Origin of the sequence: Pantoea sp. CTOTU49201 (assembly GCF_032054795.1) — a bacterium.
GTDB classification, from domain to species: Bacteria; Pseudomonadota; Gammaproteobacteria; order Enterobacterales; family Enterobacteriaceae; genus Pantoea; species Pantoea symbiotica.
The window spans coordinates 1-14,066 of the sequence record NZ_DAMBSA010000081.1 but is presented as its reverse complement, the minus strand read 5'-3'; the positions used below and the strand labels follow the sequence as shown (position 1 = coordinate 14,066).

Genomic DNA, 14,066 nt, shown 5'->3' with positions numbered 1-14,066 from the left:
TGAAGGTGAGTATCCGCAGTTTGGTAACAATGACTCGCGCGTTGATGACATGGCGTGCGATCTAGTTGAACGTTTCATGAAAAAAATTCAGAAACTGCAAACCTACCGCAATGCGGTGCCAACTCAGTCAGTACTGACCATTACATCTAACGTGGTTTATGGTAAGAAAACCGGTAACACGCCAGACGGACGTCGTGCGGGTGCACCGTTCGGACCGGGTGCTAACCCAATGCACGGCCGTGACCAGAAAGGTGCGGTGGCTTCACTGACCTCGGTCGCGAAACTGCCCTTCGCTTACGCTAAAGACGGCATCTCTTATACCTTCTCCATCGTGCCAAATGCGCTGGGTAAAGATGATAACGTGCGTAAAACTAACCTTGCTGGCCTGATGGATGGATATTTCCACCATGAAGCTAACATTGAGGGCGGTCAGCATCTGAACGTTAACGTGATGAACCGTGAGATGCTGCTGGATGCGATGGAACATCCTGAGAAGTATCCGCAGCTGACCATTCGCGTATCCGGTTATGCTGTTCGCTTCAACTCGCTCACCAAAGAACAGCAGAAAGATGTAATTACCCGTACGTTTACTCAGTCGTTGTAAGAGCACTTCACTGAGATTAAAAGGCTCCTGCGGGAGCCTTTTCTCCACAAGTCCGTTTTGCCAGCTTGCTGGTGCTGGCAACCTGGCAAAATCGACTTTCACTTTTAGAGCACGACATAGATTGTGCTGCCTGATGTTCAGGCTCATCTGGAGAATTCATCGCAATGTCAACCATCGGTCGTATCCACTCCTTTGAATCCTGCGGCACCGTAGACGGCCCAGGCATCCGTTTCATCACCTTTTTTCAGGGCTGTCTGATGCGCTGCCTGTATTGCCATAACCGCGATACATGGGATACGCATGGCGGTAAAGAAGTGACCGTTGAAGAGTTGATGAAGGATGCGCTCTCATATCGTCACTTTATGAATGCATCTGGCGGCGGCGTGACGGCGTCGGGTGGCGAAGCGATCTTACAAGCTGAGTTCGTGCGAGACTGGTTCCGCGCCTGCCAGGCTGAAGGTATTCACACCTGTCTCGACACCAACGGCTTTGTACGTCGCTACGATCCGGTGATCGACGAATTGCTGGATGCCACTGATTTGGTCATGCTCGACTTAAAACAGATCAATGATGATGTGCATGAGATTTTGGTGGGCGTTTCCAACCACCGCACGCTGGACTTTGCGCGCTATCTGCAGAAGAGAGGCAAACGCACCTGGATTCGTTACGTAGTTGTGCCTGGTTACTCTGATGATGATGATTCCGTGCATCGCTTAGGTGAGTTCACTAAGGATATGGATAACATTGAGAAGATTGAACTGCTGCCTTATCACGAGTTAGGCAAACACAAATGGGTTGCCATGGGTGAAGAGTACAAGCTGGATGGTGTTAAGCCGCCGAGCAAGGAAACCATGGAGCGAGTGAAAAATATCCTCGCCAGCTACGGTCATGAAGTGATGTATTAACCGCAAATAAAAGGGGAGCCGCTGGCTCCCCTTTCTACTATTTCATATTAATGCGTCAAGCATGTGCAACCGGCGTTGCCTGATGATCGGCTTTGCGCAGTAACATCACCAGATAAACCAGTGCAACTGCAGCAATCATCACAAACAGCAGGCGGTCAGAGTAGTTCTGCATAAGCATTGACGTCATTCCCGGCCCCACCAAACTGCCCACGGTGTAGCTGAACAGTAATGCCTGATTCATCGCCACTAACTCATGATGCGCCACGGTTTCGCACGCCCAGGACATGGCCACTGGGTAGAGGGTGAAACCCGCCAGACCCAGCACAAACAGTGCTGGTGCCATCGCAGCATCACCCAACATGGCAATCGCACCGAGAATAACCACGAATACTTGCACACGTAGTACCATCAGGCGACCAAAGCGATCGGCTAAACGTCCTACTGGCCACTGGCCGACAATGCCCGAGCTAACCAGTAACGCCATCCAGTAACCGACAGTTGCATCACTCATGCCCTGATGTGACAGATACAGCGGCATCAAGCCATAAAGCGAGCCGAGAACGATACCGGAAATGATGCAGCCATTGATACCGAGACGAGAACTACGACGACGCAACATCACCCAAAGGTGACCCGTTGAAGCCTCTTCCGTCGCAGCGCTAGCGTTAACATGCACAAACACGACCGGCAATACCGCACAGATAATCAGCGCAGTCACCCACGGAATCACGTGGAGCAGCTCTGTCGACACGCGACTCACCAGCAACTGGCCGGCAACCGTGCCGAGGTAATAGATAATCATGTATGCCGCGAGCAGCTGACCACGATTACGTACGGTACCGCTGCATAATAAGGCGCTCTCAACCACCACCCAAATCAGTGCACAACCCACACCTGCGGTGAAGCGCAGCATGGTCCAGCTATAGAAACCATCCAGCATCATCATGCCCATGTTCGCCACGGCAAAAAGCACGCTGGCCAGGTAGAAACAGCGATTAAAACCGTAACGAGTGATCAACCAGCCCGCGAGCAAAGTGCCCAGTAAATTACCGGTGTAATACGATGAGCTAGCCATACCCACTTGCCAGGTTGGCAATTGATCATGGGTAAGCCATAGCGGTACCAGCGTATTAAGCACAGCAATAGACACCGTCATGAGCATTAAGCCGCAAAGCAGCAAAACGACGGGGCGCGACCAGGTTGACATAGGGAATAAAACCAAAAGAGATGACGATAATTGCGCGCAGTTTGCCATTTGCTATTTTAAAGTCAATGTGCAAAAAATCGTCGCCGCACGATTTGCTGCAGCACAATTTATTTTATTTATCTTCAGCGGTTTAGAGGTGGGATGAAAGATAACAGGCAGGCATCTATCTATTTGAATTTATGATTTTTAATGGTTATTGGCCATTTATTGTCGATAACGTTTATTTCTGATTAATTCCGACTAAAAAATAATTATCTTTAAGCTTAAGAAAACAAAAAACCCGGCATTGCCGGGCTTGTATAATTGCGCGTTGATTAGCCAACGAATTCCAGTCCGCCCATGTAAGGACGCAACACTTCTGGCACTTCAATGCGGCCATCAGCTTGCTGGTAGTTTTCCAGCACAGCAACCAGAGTACGACCAACCGCCAGACCAGAACCGTTCAAGGTGTGCATCAAACGTGGTTTCTTGTCGGTTTTGCTGCGGCAACGCGCCTGCATACGACGAGCCTGGAAATCACCCATGTTGGAGCAAGAGGAGATTTCACGGTAAGTGTCCTGAGCTGGCAGCCAAACTTCCAGATCGTAAGTCTTGGCAGAACCGAAGCCCATATCGCCGGTGCAAAGCAGCACTTTACGGTATGGCAGATTGAGCAGCTGCAGCACTTTCTCTGCATGGCCGACCAACTCTTCCAGTGCGTCCATAGAAGTTTCAGGCGCTACAATCTGCACCATTTCCACTTTGTCGAACTGATGCATACGGATTAAACCGCGCGTATCACGTCCGTACGAACCAGCTTCAGAACGGAAGCATGGCGTGTGTGCGGTGAGTTTGAGCGGCAAAGATTCTTCTTCAACGATCTCATCACGCACAAGATTGGTCAGCGGCACTTCAGCAGTTGGGATCAAGGCATAGTTGCTGCTACCCGCCTCTTCGCCCAGCGGCTTGGTATGGAACAGATCTTCACCAAATTTCGGCAGTTGTCCGGTCCCATACAGCGTTTCCTGATTAACCAGATACGGAACATAGGTTTCAAGATAACCGTGCTGCTGCGTGTGCAGGTCAAGCATAAACTGGCTAAGCGCACGGTGCAGACGCGCAATCTGGCCCTGCATGACAATGAAACGTGAACCCGTCAGTTTCACAGCAGCTGCAAAATCCAGACCTTTGGCGGCTTCACCCAGCTCAACATGGTCTTTTACCGGGAAATCGAACTGGCGCGGCTGGCCCCAGCGGCTGACTTCCTGGTTCTCGCTATCATCTTTACCTAACGGGACTTCGTCAACCGGGAGGTTTGGCAATGCGAGGACAAAGTCACGAATTTCGTTCTGCAGGGCATCCAGTTCTGCTTTAGCCGCATCCAGGCGTTCGCCCAGTGCGTTCACTTCCTGACGCAGCGGCTCGATGTCTTCCCCACGTGCTTTGGCCTGACCGATGGATTTGGATCGGGAATTACGCTCAGCTTGCAGATTTTCAGTTTCTACCTGCAAGACTTTACGACGCTCTTCGAGCGAACGTAAGGTTTCCACATCCAGTTTGAATCCTCGGCGTGCCAGTTTTTCTGCGACTGCGTCTGGCTCGTTACGCAGCAGGTTGGGATCGAGCATGCTAATCCTGTGTAATAAAAGGTTAATTGAACGAATGGCGGGACTTGCATCCCTATGGAATTCAATGAAATCCTTGCTCACCTTACCGTAAGGTGTTTATCAGCGGTAGCGTTTTATCGGGCTATTTTGATCCTGCTCAGCCAGCCAGGCGAGTTTTTCGCCAATTTTCCCTTCGAGCCCACGATTAGTCGGTTGGTAGTAGCGTGTCTGCGCCATTTCTGGCGGGAAATAGACTTCGCCAGCGGCATAGGCGTTAGTCTCGTCGTGCGCATATCGATACTCTTTACCCAGCCCCATCTCCTTCATCAATTTGGTCGGAGCATTGCGTAAATGTTCCGGCACATCGTAGTCAGGAAATTCGCGGGCATCGCGCATCGCGGCTTTGAAAGCGGTGTAAACGGCATTACTTTTGGGTGCGCTGGCAAGGTAGACAATCGCCTGCGCAATCGCCCTTTCGCCTTCGGCTGGACCGACGCGCGTAAAGCAATCCCAGGCCGCCAGCGCAACCTGCATGCCGCGCGGATCGGCGTTACCCACATCTTCCGAAGCGATAGCCAGCAATCGGCGTGCGACATACAGCGGATCGCCGCCGGCGGTGATGATTCTTGCATACCAGTAAAGTGCCGCATCAGGTGCTGAACCGCGTACCGATTTATGCAAAGCGGAGATCAGATCGTAGAAACGATCGCCTTTGTTATCGAAACGCGCCGCTCTTTCACCGGAAACTTCGTTGAGCAATTGTGGCGTTAATTCACGCTGGCCTTCGGCGTTGCTCTCAGCCATATCCGCCATCATTTCCAGCGTATTCAAAGCCCGACGCGCATCCCCGTTCACCAACTCTGCAATCATACGGCGCGTATTATCCGGCAGCACAATATCGCTTTTGCCATAACCGCGATCGTCATCCTGCATCGCCTGCAGCAGAACCTGTTCGATATCAGCAGTGGTAAGAGATTTGAGTAAATAGACGCGAGCACGCGATAGCAGCGCCGAGTTGAGCTCAAACGAGGGATTTTCAGTAGTAGCACCGATGAACGTGATGGTGCCATCTTCAATATGCGGCAGGAATGCATCCTGCTGGCTTTTGTTAAAGCGATGGACTTCGTCGACAAACAGAATGGTACGTCGACCCACCTGGCGATTTTGCCGGGCACGCTCGATCGCTTCACGAATCTCTTTGACGCCAGAAGTCACCGCAGAAATACGTTCAACATCGGCTTTACCGTAATGGGCAATGATTTCAGCTAATGTCGTTTTCCCCGTCCCCGGCGGTCCCCACAAAATCATCGAATGCAGATGCCCAGCCTCAATAGCGCGCGGCAGCGGTTTACCAGGCGCCAGCAAATGCTGCTGCCCAATGTAATGTTGCAGCGTAGCTGGCCGCATACGCGCGGCCAGCGGCTGAAACTCATTCGAAGGTGCGAAATCCAGAGACAGGTTACTCACCGTGACCTCACTGACGTTGATCGTCCACCGTTACCCCTTTTGGCGGCGTAAAGGTGAATTTGTCTGGGCTAATGGCGCCGTTGTTTTGGCTCTTCAGCTGATAATCGCTATGTTGACCATCTCGCTCAATTGCGCTGAATTTATTGATGGTGCCAGACGATGTCACATTGATAGTGAACTGCTTGAGGTTGCCATCACTGCTTTTCGGCGTTAGCTCGAAGTTATCACCCTGCTGCTTGATGTTGTACTGTTTCCAGTCGCTTGGTTGGTTACGCGCAATCAGCATAAATGGCGTATTGCTGGCCGCATTTTGCAGCAGGCTAACACTGGCTTGTTCAACGAAGGGATTGTAGAACCATAGATTTTTGCCATCAGAGATAATTACACTTTCGTCCGGCGCGGTCATGTGCCAGTTAAACAAACTTGGGCGCTTAACCCACAGCTCACCTTCACCATCCTGCACGTTAGCGCCGCTGCCATCGGTCACTTTCTGACTGAAGCTGGCATGGAAGCTGTTCACTTTATTGAGACGCTGTTGCAGATCGCTGGACGCATCCGCCAATACTGATGCGGAAACAAAACTGGCCAACAGGCCACAGGCAATAACGCGTAATTTCATCTGATTCGATTCCTTATTCATTGTTTCCCGACACTTACTGCATTAAACGTAGTTGTCGTCCTGTCTCTTCGACAGGAGAAAAAGCCGAAAGCTCCCGAAGATATGGGGATCGACCAACAGATAAACAATGGGCCAGTGTTAACTGGCCCATAAGTAGACAATTGCACGTGATAATTTACATTTCGTGTGGCGGCGGTGAAAGCACTTCACGGTTGCCATTGTGTCCTGGTTCAGAAACGATGCCCTGCGCTTCCATCTGCTCGATGATGCGCGCAGCACGGTTATAACCAATACGGAACTGGCGCTGAACCCCGGAAATGGACGCCCGGCGTTTTTCCACCACGAAAGAGACAGCCTGATCGAACAGCGGATCCAGCTCTTCATCACCCATCATTCCGCCAGCCGCGCTATCACTCTCTTCGCCAGCGGTGATGCTTTCGATGTATTGCGGACGACCACGTGCTTTCCAGTCCTGAACCACCGCATGGACTTCCTGGTCGCGCACAAATGCACCGTGCACACGTACAGGCATTGAGGAGTTAGGCGGCATGTACAGCATGTCACCCATGCCCAGCAGCGATTCCGCACCGCCCTGATCGAGGATGGTGCGTGAGTCGATCTTACTGGAAACGGTAAAGGCGATACGTGTCGGGATGTTGGCTTTGATTAGACCGGTAATCACATCGACCGACGGACGCTGTGTCGCCAGCACCAGGTGAATACCCGCCGCACGTGCTTTCTGTGCCAGACGAGCAATCAACTCTTCAACTTTCTTACCGACCGCCATCATCAGATCGGCAAATTCGTCGACCAGTACCACGATATAAGGCAGTTTTTCCAGCACCGGTGGCGTGGTGTCCATGCTATCGCCCGGCTTCCAGAACGGATCGGGAATTGGTCGGCCCATCGCCGCAGCCTGCTCAATCTTCTCGTTATATCCGGCAAGATTACGCACGCCCAGCGCAGACATCAGCTTATAGCGACGCTCCATTTCACCGACACTCCAGCGCAGCGCATTGGCCGCATCCTTCATATCAGTTACTACTTCGGTCAGCAGGTGCGGAATGCCTTCGTAGACTGACAGCTCAAGCATTTTCGGGTCGATCATGATAAAGCGCACTTCTTCCGGCGTGGCTTTATACAACATGCTAATGATCATAGTGTTAACGCCCACCGATTTACCGGAACCGGTGGTACCGGCAACCAGCAAGTGAGGCATTTTCGCCAAATCAGCCACAACCGGCTGGCCAGCAATGTCCTTGCCCAACACCACTGCAAGCGGTGACGGATTTTCACGGAATTTAGGGCAATCCAGCACTTCGCGCAGATAAACGGTTTGACGATGTTTATTTGGCAGTTCAAGCCCAACATAAGGCTTGCCTGGAATCACTTCCACCACGCGCACGGCAACCGCTGACAATGAACGCGCCAGGTCACGCGACAAGTTAGAGATACGTGAGGCTTTAACGCCTGGCGCTAAGTCGAGCTCAAAACGGGTGATGACCGGCCCAGGCGAAATACCCACCACTTCCGCCTTCACACGATAATCAGCCAGTCGAGCCTCAACCAGACGCGCCGTTTGCTCCAGCGAAAACATATCCACCGGCTCTTCTTCTGCCGGTGGAGAAGTGAGCAGATCCAGCGTTGGCAGCGGCGTAGAAGGTTTTTCCAGTGGTTGTTCATGACGAACCAGGAACGGATGGAACAAACTATCCTGCGCTGGCGCTGCAGGTTTCACTGGTGCAGGAGGCGTAGAATAGGCTTCCTGTTCCGGTGACGACCACGGGCTAGATTCAGCACTTAATGAAGGTAATGACGCAGGCTCCGGCGCAGCAGGTTGCTGCCACTGCGCGGGTTCTTCCGGCTCTGGCGTTGCAGAGATCGTAAATAGCGGCTCGCTTGGGCTGTCGTCGACCAGATCTTTCATTGGTGAAAAATCAAAAGCAGACGATGTGTCCAGATTAAAGACCGGCGCTTCCTTCACTTCAGGTTCGTTATAGCGTTGCTGCTGCTGATCGGCGAACTGACGTGCCAGTTGAGCCTGCTGCAATGCATCCTCATCTTCAGGCTCAGACGCGTCCTGCCAGCTTTCACCGTAACGATTCTGCTGCTGTGATGCGAAGGCTTCACGCAACTGTGACTCTTGCAGTTCAACATCATCTTCCTGTGGTGGAACGCTGTAAGACGCGGTGACTTCTGGCTGTTGCTGCTCAGCATCTTTAGCCTGCTCTTCCGCCATACGCTGCGAAGGCAACTTGATGCCGTACGACGCTAACTCGCGTCGAGTTGGCAACTTAACTTTATTCGGACGCGGCAATTCTGGACCAATGCCCTGCTTCACCTGCGGGTTGTAATCACGCTCAGGCACGATATCGAAGGCAGGCGAATAAGCAGCAGTTGAAGACGCCGCTTTTACTGCTCCCGCAGCCAATGATGCAGCGGCGACACTGTTTAAAGGCGCGGAAGATGAAGCAGCATCCTGCCAGTTGCCCATGCTCGGGCCCTCATCGTCATCAGCCGGCGAAAACAGTGAAGGTGCCGGTTCATTTGGCATCTCGAAACGATAGAGCGGCGTAGAAGGTTGCGCGATCGGTTCGGGCGCCGCAGCGACAGGCTGTGGAACCGAAGTTGGCTGGGCACCAGATTCAGCAACGCGCGGCATTGCGGCAGGTTCTGCAGGCGCGCCTGAAGCAGGCTGCGCGACGACTGGGCTTTGCTGTGCGGCTTGCGTGGTAACCGCAATCGCAGCAGCAGTTGCCGCACTGGCCTTCGCCAGCAGCGGATCGTCGCCCAACTCTGCAGCAACGGGTTCGCTGATCTTGCGCGGTTTGGCTAACAAGACATCGTCTTCTTCATTTGCAGGCTGTAAAGCAGGCATTGAAGGCGACGCCTCATCAGCCTGCTCTTCGTCGTCGTACTCTTCTTCCTGCCAGGGTTCATCATGTCGTGAACGGTTGCTGGCAAAGGTCAGAACACTCATCACCACGCCGCCGATCTTCTCGGCAATCGTCAGCCATGACCAACCAGTATAAAGAGTGATCCCGGCGGCCCAGACGCACAGCAGCGTTAAGGTGCCGCCAGCCGAACTGAACCACGGTGCCATCGCATTACTGACCAGGCTGCCAATGACGCCGCCAGAAGCAAAATACCAGATGTCATCTACGTTGAGCGCCGCAAGACCACAGGTGGTTACCACCAGGGCCAGTACGCCAATCAGTCGTAAACCCACGGCAAAGTAGTCGATGTAATCCTGACGATCGCGTTGACGGAAGGTGATCCAACACAGACCAATAATGACGGGAGGAATGGCGTAAGCCATCACGCCAAAAATGAACAATAGCGTATCTGCCAGCCATGCGCCGACGCTACCACCCAAATTATGGATAGGTTCGTGCCATGCGGTTTGTGACCAGCTTGGATCTGAAGGGTTAAAACTAACCAGCGACACCATCAAATAGACGGCGAACAAGGCCACAAGAATGAGCAACGCTTCCAGCAGACGACGTCCACTGCTCAGCGGTTGTAACGAAACTTCTTTATCTTCTGTATATTCCTGGCTCAAGAGAACTCTCCAGGTGCCTGTAAATTAAGAAGGCAACAACGTCGGGCATGCCCGACGCTGGTCCTGTATGAATTCACAGGAGTGTACCGAAATCCTGCAAGCTTTGCACCTGCCCTGCACTACCGGGTTTTGATCACCAGACGATTGCTCTGTTTGACCTCTTCCATCACCACGTAAGTACGGGTGTCGTTTACGCCCGGCAGACACAGCAAGGTTTCACCCAGCAGTTTACGATAGGCGGACATATCCGGTACGCGGGTTTTCAGCAGGTAGTCAAAGTCACCGGAAACGAGGTGACATTCTTGAGTTTCCTCAAGTTTTTGCACAGCGGCGTTAAATTGTTCAAACACATCTGGCGCACCACGATTCAGAGTAATCTCAACGAAAACCAGCAGTGAAGCATCCAGATAATGGGGATTGAGCTGCGCGGTGTAGCCCAGAATGAAGCCTTGGCGCTCAAGGCGGCGTACGCGCTCAAGACAAGGAGTTGGCGATAATCCAACACGTTTGGAAAGCTCGACATTGGAAATTCGACCGTCTTTCTGCAGTTCATTCAGAATATTTCTGTCGATACGATCTAAATCTTTTCCGGGGCGTTTCTTATTGTCTACCATTATTATTGTCTCTCTTAATTCCTTCCCTTTACCTGCCACACCCTGAAAACGCTCATTGTTCAGGGCCTTACTGAAGTGAAGACCATAAGCCTGTGCAGTAACGCGTCCATCCGTATGACGCATGTTGTCTGTCCACATCATGCGTCACTACCAATGTCAGGCTGAGTTTATTCGGCTAAAAAGGCTAAAACAGAAATGAAATTCTGTTTTGAATCGCTAAATATTCTCTGCTTCTCCCAATGTTTTCGCAAAAGCGCAGGCGATTGTCAAAGTAAAACATCCAAATTCAGTACAAGATGCCAGATAGAGTTCTGGGTTGCTGTTTTTAAATGAGAATTTTTATGCTGCTGCACCACTAATTGCCGAGCATTGCCCCCTTTTGGCGCAACGCGCGTGCAAAATTTACACTCATCGTCTACGCCGCTCGCAGTGATTGTTAACAAAATTGCTGAAGCCTTTTTTTGCGGCGTTAATTTCCCTACAATCAAAAACTATGTTGTCAGAAAAAATTGAGGAACGCATGAGTACGGCCAAACACAGTAAGCTGCTCATTCTGGGCTCCGGCCCTGCCGGTTACACTGCTGCGGTATATGCAGCGCGCGCTAACCTGAATCCGGTATTAATTACCGGGCTGGAGAAAGGGGGTCAGCTGACCACCACCACCGAAGTGGAGAACTGGCCAGGTGATGCAAACGATCTGACCGGCCCCGCGTTGATGGAACGCATGCAGGAGCATGCCGAGAAATTCAACACCGAGATCATTTTTGACCACATTCATACCGTCGATTTGAAAAACCGTCCGTTCCGCCTGGTCGGCGACAGCGGTGAATACACTGCTGATGCCCTAATCATCGCGACTGGCGCATCGGCGCGCTACCTCGGTTTGCCATCAGAAGAAGCGTTTAAGGGCAAAGGCGTATCCGCTTGCGCGACCTGTGACGGTTTCTTCTACCGCAACCAGAAAGTTGCCGTCATTGGTGGAGGTAACACCGCCGTTGAGGAAGCACTTTATCTGGCAAACATTGCCGCTGAAGTGCATCTGATTCATCGTCGCGACAACTTCCGCGCTGAGAAAATCCTCATCGACCGCCTGATGGAAAAAGTGCGCAATGGCAACATCGTGTTGCACACCGATCGCACGCTGGACGAAGTGGTTGGCGATCAGATGGGCGTGACGGGCTTGAAACTGCTGTCTACCAAAGGTGAAGCAGCTGAATCACTGGACGTCGCTGGCCTGTTTGTTGCCATCGGCCACAGTCCAAACACCGCAATCTTTGATGGTCAGTTAGATTTAGAAAATGGCTACATCAAAGTGCAATCCGGTCTGCAGGGTAACGCCACGCAAACCAGCATCCCAGGTGTGTTCGCTGCCGGCGATGTGATGGATCATATTTATCGTCAGGCCATTACCTCTGCCGGTACCGGCTGCATGGCTGCATTGGATGCGGAACGCTTCCTCGATGGACTGGTTAAAAACGATAAGTAAGTTGTTAATAACCTGATCATAATCGCCAGAAGGCGGCCAGTTTTGGTCGCCTTTTTTGTTACCTGCGTGCTACAGTTCACGCGCCCGACATTGCTGGGTTTTCATCCGGGATTCACATCTCTTTTGAGTTACCAAACGGCATCGCATGAACAAATCACGGCAACAAGAACTTCTCCGCTGGCTCCGTCAGCAACGTCATCACGGTGCGCGCAACTTGCGTGCGGCTTCGCTGTTGGGTTTTGCAGGCGCGTTGGTGATTATCGCCCAAGCCTGGTTACTGGCTTCACTGCTGCAAAATCTGCTGGTTGCGCAACAACCTCGCGCATCACTGCTCACCGATTTTCTGTTGCTGCTGCTGTGCTTTGTTTTACGCGCCGGATTACATTACGCCCGCGAAATGGCAGGACATCGCGCTGGCGTCGCTATTCGCCGTGCGCTGCGTCAGCAGGTTCTGGATCGCCTCAATGCGCTTGGTCCCGCCTGGATTCAGGGTAAACCCGCAGGCAGCTGGGCTACGCTGCTGCTTGAGCAAATCGAAGAGATGCAGGAATACTACGCGCGCTATCTGCCGCAGATGTCGCTGGCAGTCTTTATTCCGTTAGCCATTTTGATCGCTATTTTCCCGATTAACTGGGCGGCAGGATTGATTCTGCTGGTGACCGCGCCACTGATTCCCCTGTTTATGGCGATGGTTGGTATGGGCGCGGCTGATGCTAACCGCCGCAACTTTGTTGCTCTCGCCCGACTAAGCGGTGATTTTTACGATCGTCTGCGTGGACGTGAAACGCTGCGCCTGTTCTATCGCGGCGCGGCAGAGCAAGAAGCGATTGCCGCCAGCACCACTGATTTCCGTCAGCGCACCATGGAAGTGTTGCGCCTGGCGTTTCTCTCTTCCGCCGTGCTGGAGTTTTTTGCCTCACTGGCGATTGCTGTCGTCGCGGTCTATTTCGGTTTCTCTTACCTTGGCGAACTGAATTTTGGTCATTACAGCACTAGCGTAACCCTGTTTGCTGGTTTCCTGGCATTAATTCTGGCGCCTGAATTTTTCCAGCCGTTACGCGATTTAGGCACCTTTTATCATGCCAAAGCGCAAGCGATTGGTGGAGCTGATGCGCTGGACCAATTTCTACGAGAAAGTCCCGATCCAGCCATAGAGCAAGGTTCTCTTGAGCTTTCCCTCACTGCACCGCTACATATCCAAGCGCAAAATTTGGTGGTGATAACAGCCAGCGGTGAAGCGCTGTCTCAATCGCTGAATTTTACTCTCGACGCAGGTAAGCGCGTGGCGTTAGTAGGACAAAGCGGCGCAGGGAAAACTGCACTGATGAACGTCTTGCTGGGTTTCCTGCCTTATCAAGGTTCGCTGCAGATCAATGGACAGGAGCTGCGCGATATCAGCCGCGATAGCTGGCAAAAACATATCACCTGGGTTGGCCAAAATCCCCATTTACCCGCGCAAACGCTGCGCGAAAATCTGCTGCTCAATAGCCGCATTGATGACGCTACGCTCATGTCGGTTCTACAGCGCGCGGGTGTTGATGAATTTTTAGATCGTCTGCCACAAGGATTAGATACCGTTTTAGGCGATGGTGGCGTGGGCCTTTCCGTTGGTCAGGCGCAGCGTATTGCCGTGGCGCGTGCCTTGCTTAAACCTGCACAACTGCTGCTGCTTGATGAGCCGGGTTCTGGATTGGATAGCGAAAGTGAGCAACACGTGATCAGCGCATTGCATCAGGCAGCCACCCAGCAAACCACGCTGATGATCACACACCAACTTAACGAGCTCGCGAGTTGGGATGAAGTGTGGGTGATGCAGGCGGGGCAACTGGTGCAACAAGGTCCCTGGCAGCAGCTGATTGCACAAGATGGACCACTGCGCGAAATGGCGCAGCATCGTCAGAAGGAGATCGCATAATGAACAATTTATTGCCTTTCCTGCGTCTTTTTAGCCGTCATCCATGGCGTTTAGGGCTTGGCGTTGTTCTTGCCATCGTCACCTTGCTTGCCAGTATTGGA

12 protein-coding genes are annotated in these 14,066 nt (G+C 52.3%); 6 read left to right on the top strand and 6 right to left on the bottom strand.

Features of this window, described 5'->3' with window-relative positions:
• Positions 1–604, top strand: a 604-nt coding sequence (locus tag RTY00_RS08255) for a glycine radical domain-containing protein (RefSeq protein ID WP_312664091.1), incomplete at its 5' end; no start/stop codon positions are given.
• 164 nt (positions 605–768) lie between these two features.
• On the top strand, positions 769–1,509 hold the full coding sequence (gene pflA, locus RTY00_RS08250; RefSeq protein WP_312664090.1) for a pyruvate formate lyase 1-activating protein: 741 nt from the start codon (positions 769–771) through the stop codon (positions 1,507–1,509).
• Between the two features lie 55 nt (positions 1,510–1,564).
• Here pflA and RTY00_RS08245 read toward each other — a convergent pair whose 3' ends face one another.
• On the bottom strand, positions 1,565–2,716 hold the full coding sequence (locus RTY00_RS08245; RefSeq protein ID WP_312664089.1) for an MFS transporter: 1,152 nt from the start codon (positions 2,714–2,716) through the stop codon (positions 1,565–1,567).
• Between RTY00_RS08245 and RTY00_RS08240 the strand changes: the two genes are divergently transcribed.
• Positions 2,664–2,861 (top strand): hypothetical protein, encoded by a 198-nt coding sequence (locus RTY00_RS08240; RefSeq protein WP_312664094.1) that lies wholly within the window; start codon positions 2,664–2,666, stop codon positions 2,859–2,861. The genes RTY00_RS08245 and RTY00_RS08240 overlap by 53 nt on opposite strands.
• 169 nt (positions 2,862–3,030) lie before the next feature.
• Here RTY00_RS08240 and serS read toward each other — a convergent pair whose 3' ends face one another.
• From serS to lrp, 5 genes are all read right to left on the bottom strand, one after another.
• Positions 3,031–4,323 carry a serine--tRNA ligase gene (gene serS, locus RTY00_RS08235; RefSeq protein WP_312664088.1) on the bottom strand — a complete coding sequence of 431 codons (1,293 nt, stop codon included), beginning with the start codon at positions 4,321–4,323 and terminating at the stop codon, positions 3,031–3,033.
• 99 nt (positions 4,324–4,422) lie between these two features.
• Entirely contained in the window at positions 4,423–5,769 is a 1,347-nt protein-coding gene (locus RTY00_RS08230) for a replication-associated recombination protein A (protein WP_061717151.1), read from the bottom strand.
• Between the two features lie 7 nt (positions 5,770–5,776).
• On the bottom strand, positions 5,777–6,388 hold the full coding sequence (gene lolA, locus RTY00_RS08225) for an outer membrane lipoprotein chaperone LolA (protein ID WP_312664087.1): 612 nt from the start codon (positions 6,386–6,388) through the stop codon (positions 5,777–5,779).
• A gap of 175 nt (positions 6,389–6,563) precedes the next feature.
• Entirely contained in the window at positions 6,564–9,950 is a 3,387-nt protein-coding gene (locus RTY00_RS08220) for a DNA translocase FtsK 4TM domain-containing protein (RefSeq protein WP_312664086.1), read from the bottom strand.
• A gap of 119 nt (positions 9,951–10,069) precedes the next feature.
• Positions 10,070–10,564, bottom strand: a complete 495-nt coding sequence (gene lrp / locus RTY00_RS08215; RefSeq protein ID WP_312664093.1) for a leucine-responsive transcriptional regulator Lrp — start codon at positions 10,562–10,564, stop codon at positions 10,070–10,072.
• Positions 10,565–11,084: 520 nt separating this feature from the next.
• Here lrp and trxB point away from each other — a divergent pair.
• From trxB to RTY00_RS08200, 3 genes are all read left to right on the top strand, one after another.
• The gene (trxB, locus tag RTY00_RS08210; RefSeq protein WP_312664085.1) at positions 11,085–12,050 is read left to right on the top strand and encodes a thioredoxin-disulfide reductase; all 966 of its coding nucleotides are present in this window, start codon (positions 11,085–11,087) and stop codon (positions 12,048–12,050) included.
• A gap of 145 nt (positions 12,051–12,195) precedes the next feature.
• Positions 12,196–13,965: a heme ABC transporter permease/ATP-binding protein CydD gene (gene cydD / locus RTY00_RS08205; RefSeq protein WP_312664084.1), complete on the top strand. Its 1,770-nt coding sequence runs from the start codon at positions 12,196–12,198 to the stop codon at positions 13,963–13,965.
• On the top strand, positions 13,965–14,066 hold a 102-nt coding region (locus RTY00_RS08200; protein WP_312664092.1), incomplete at its 3' end, for a hypothetical protein. The genes cydD and RTY00_RS08200, both read left to right, overlap by 1 nt.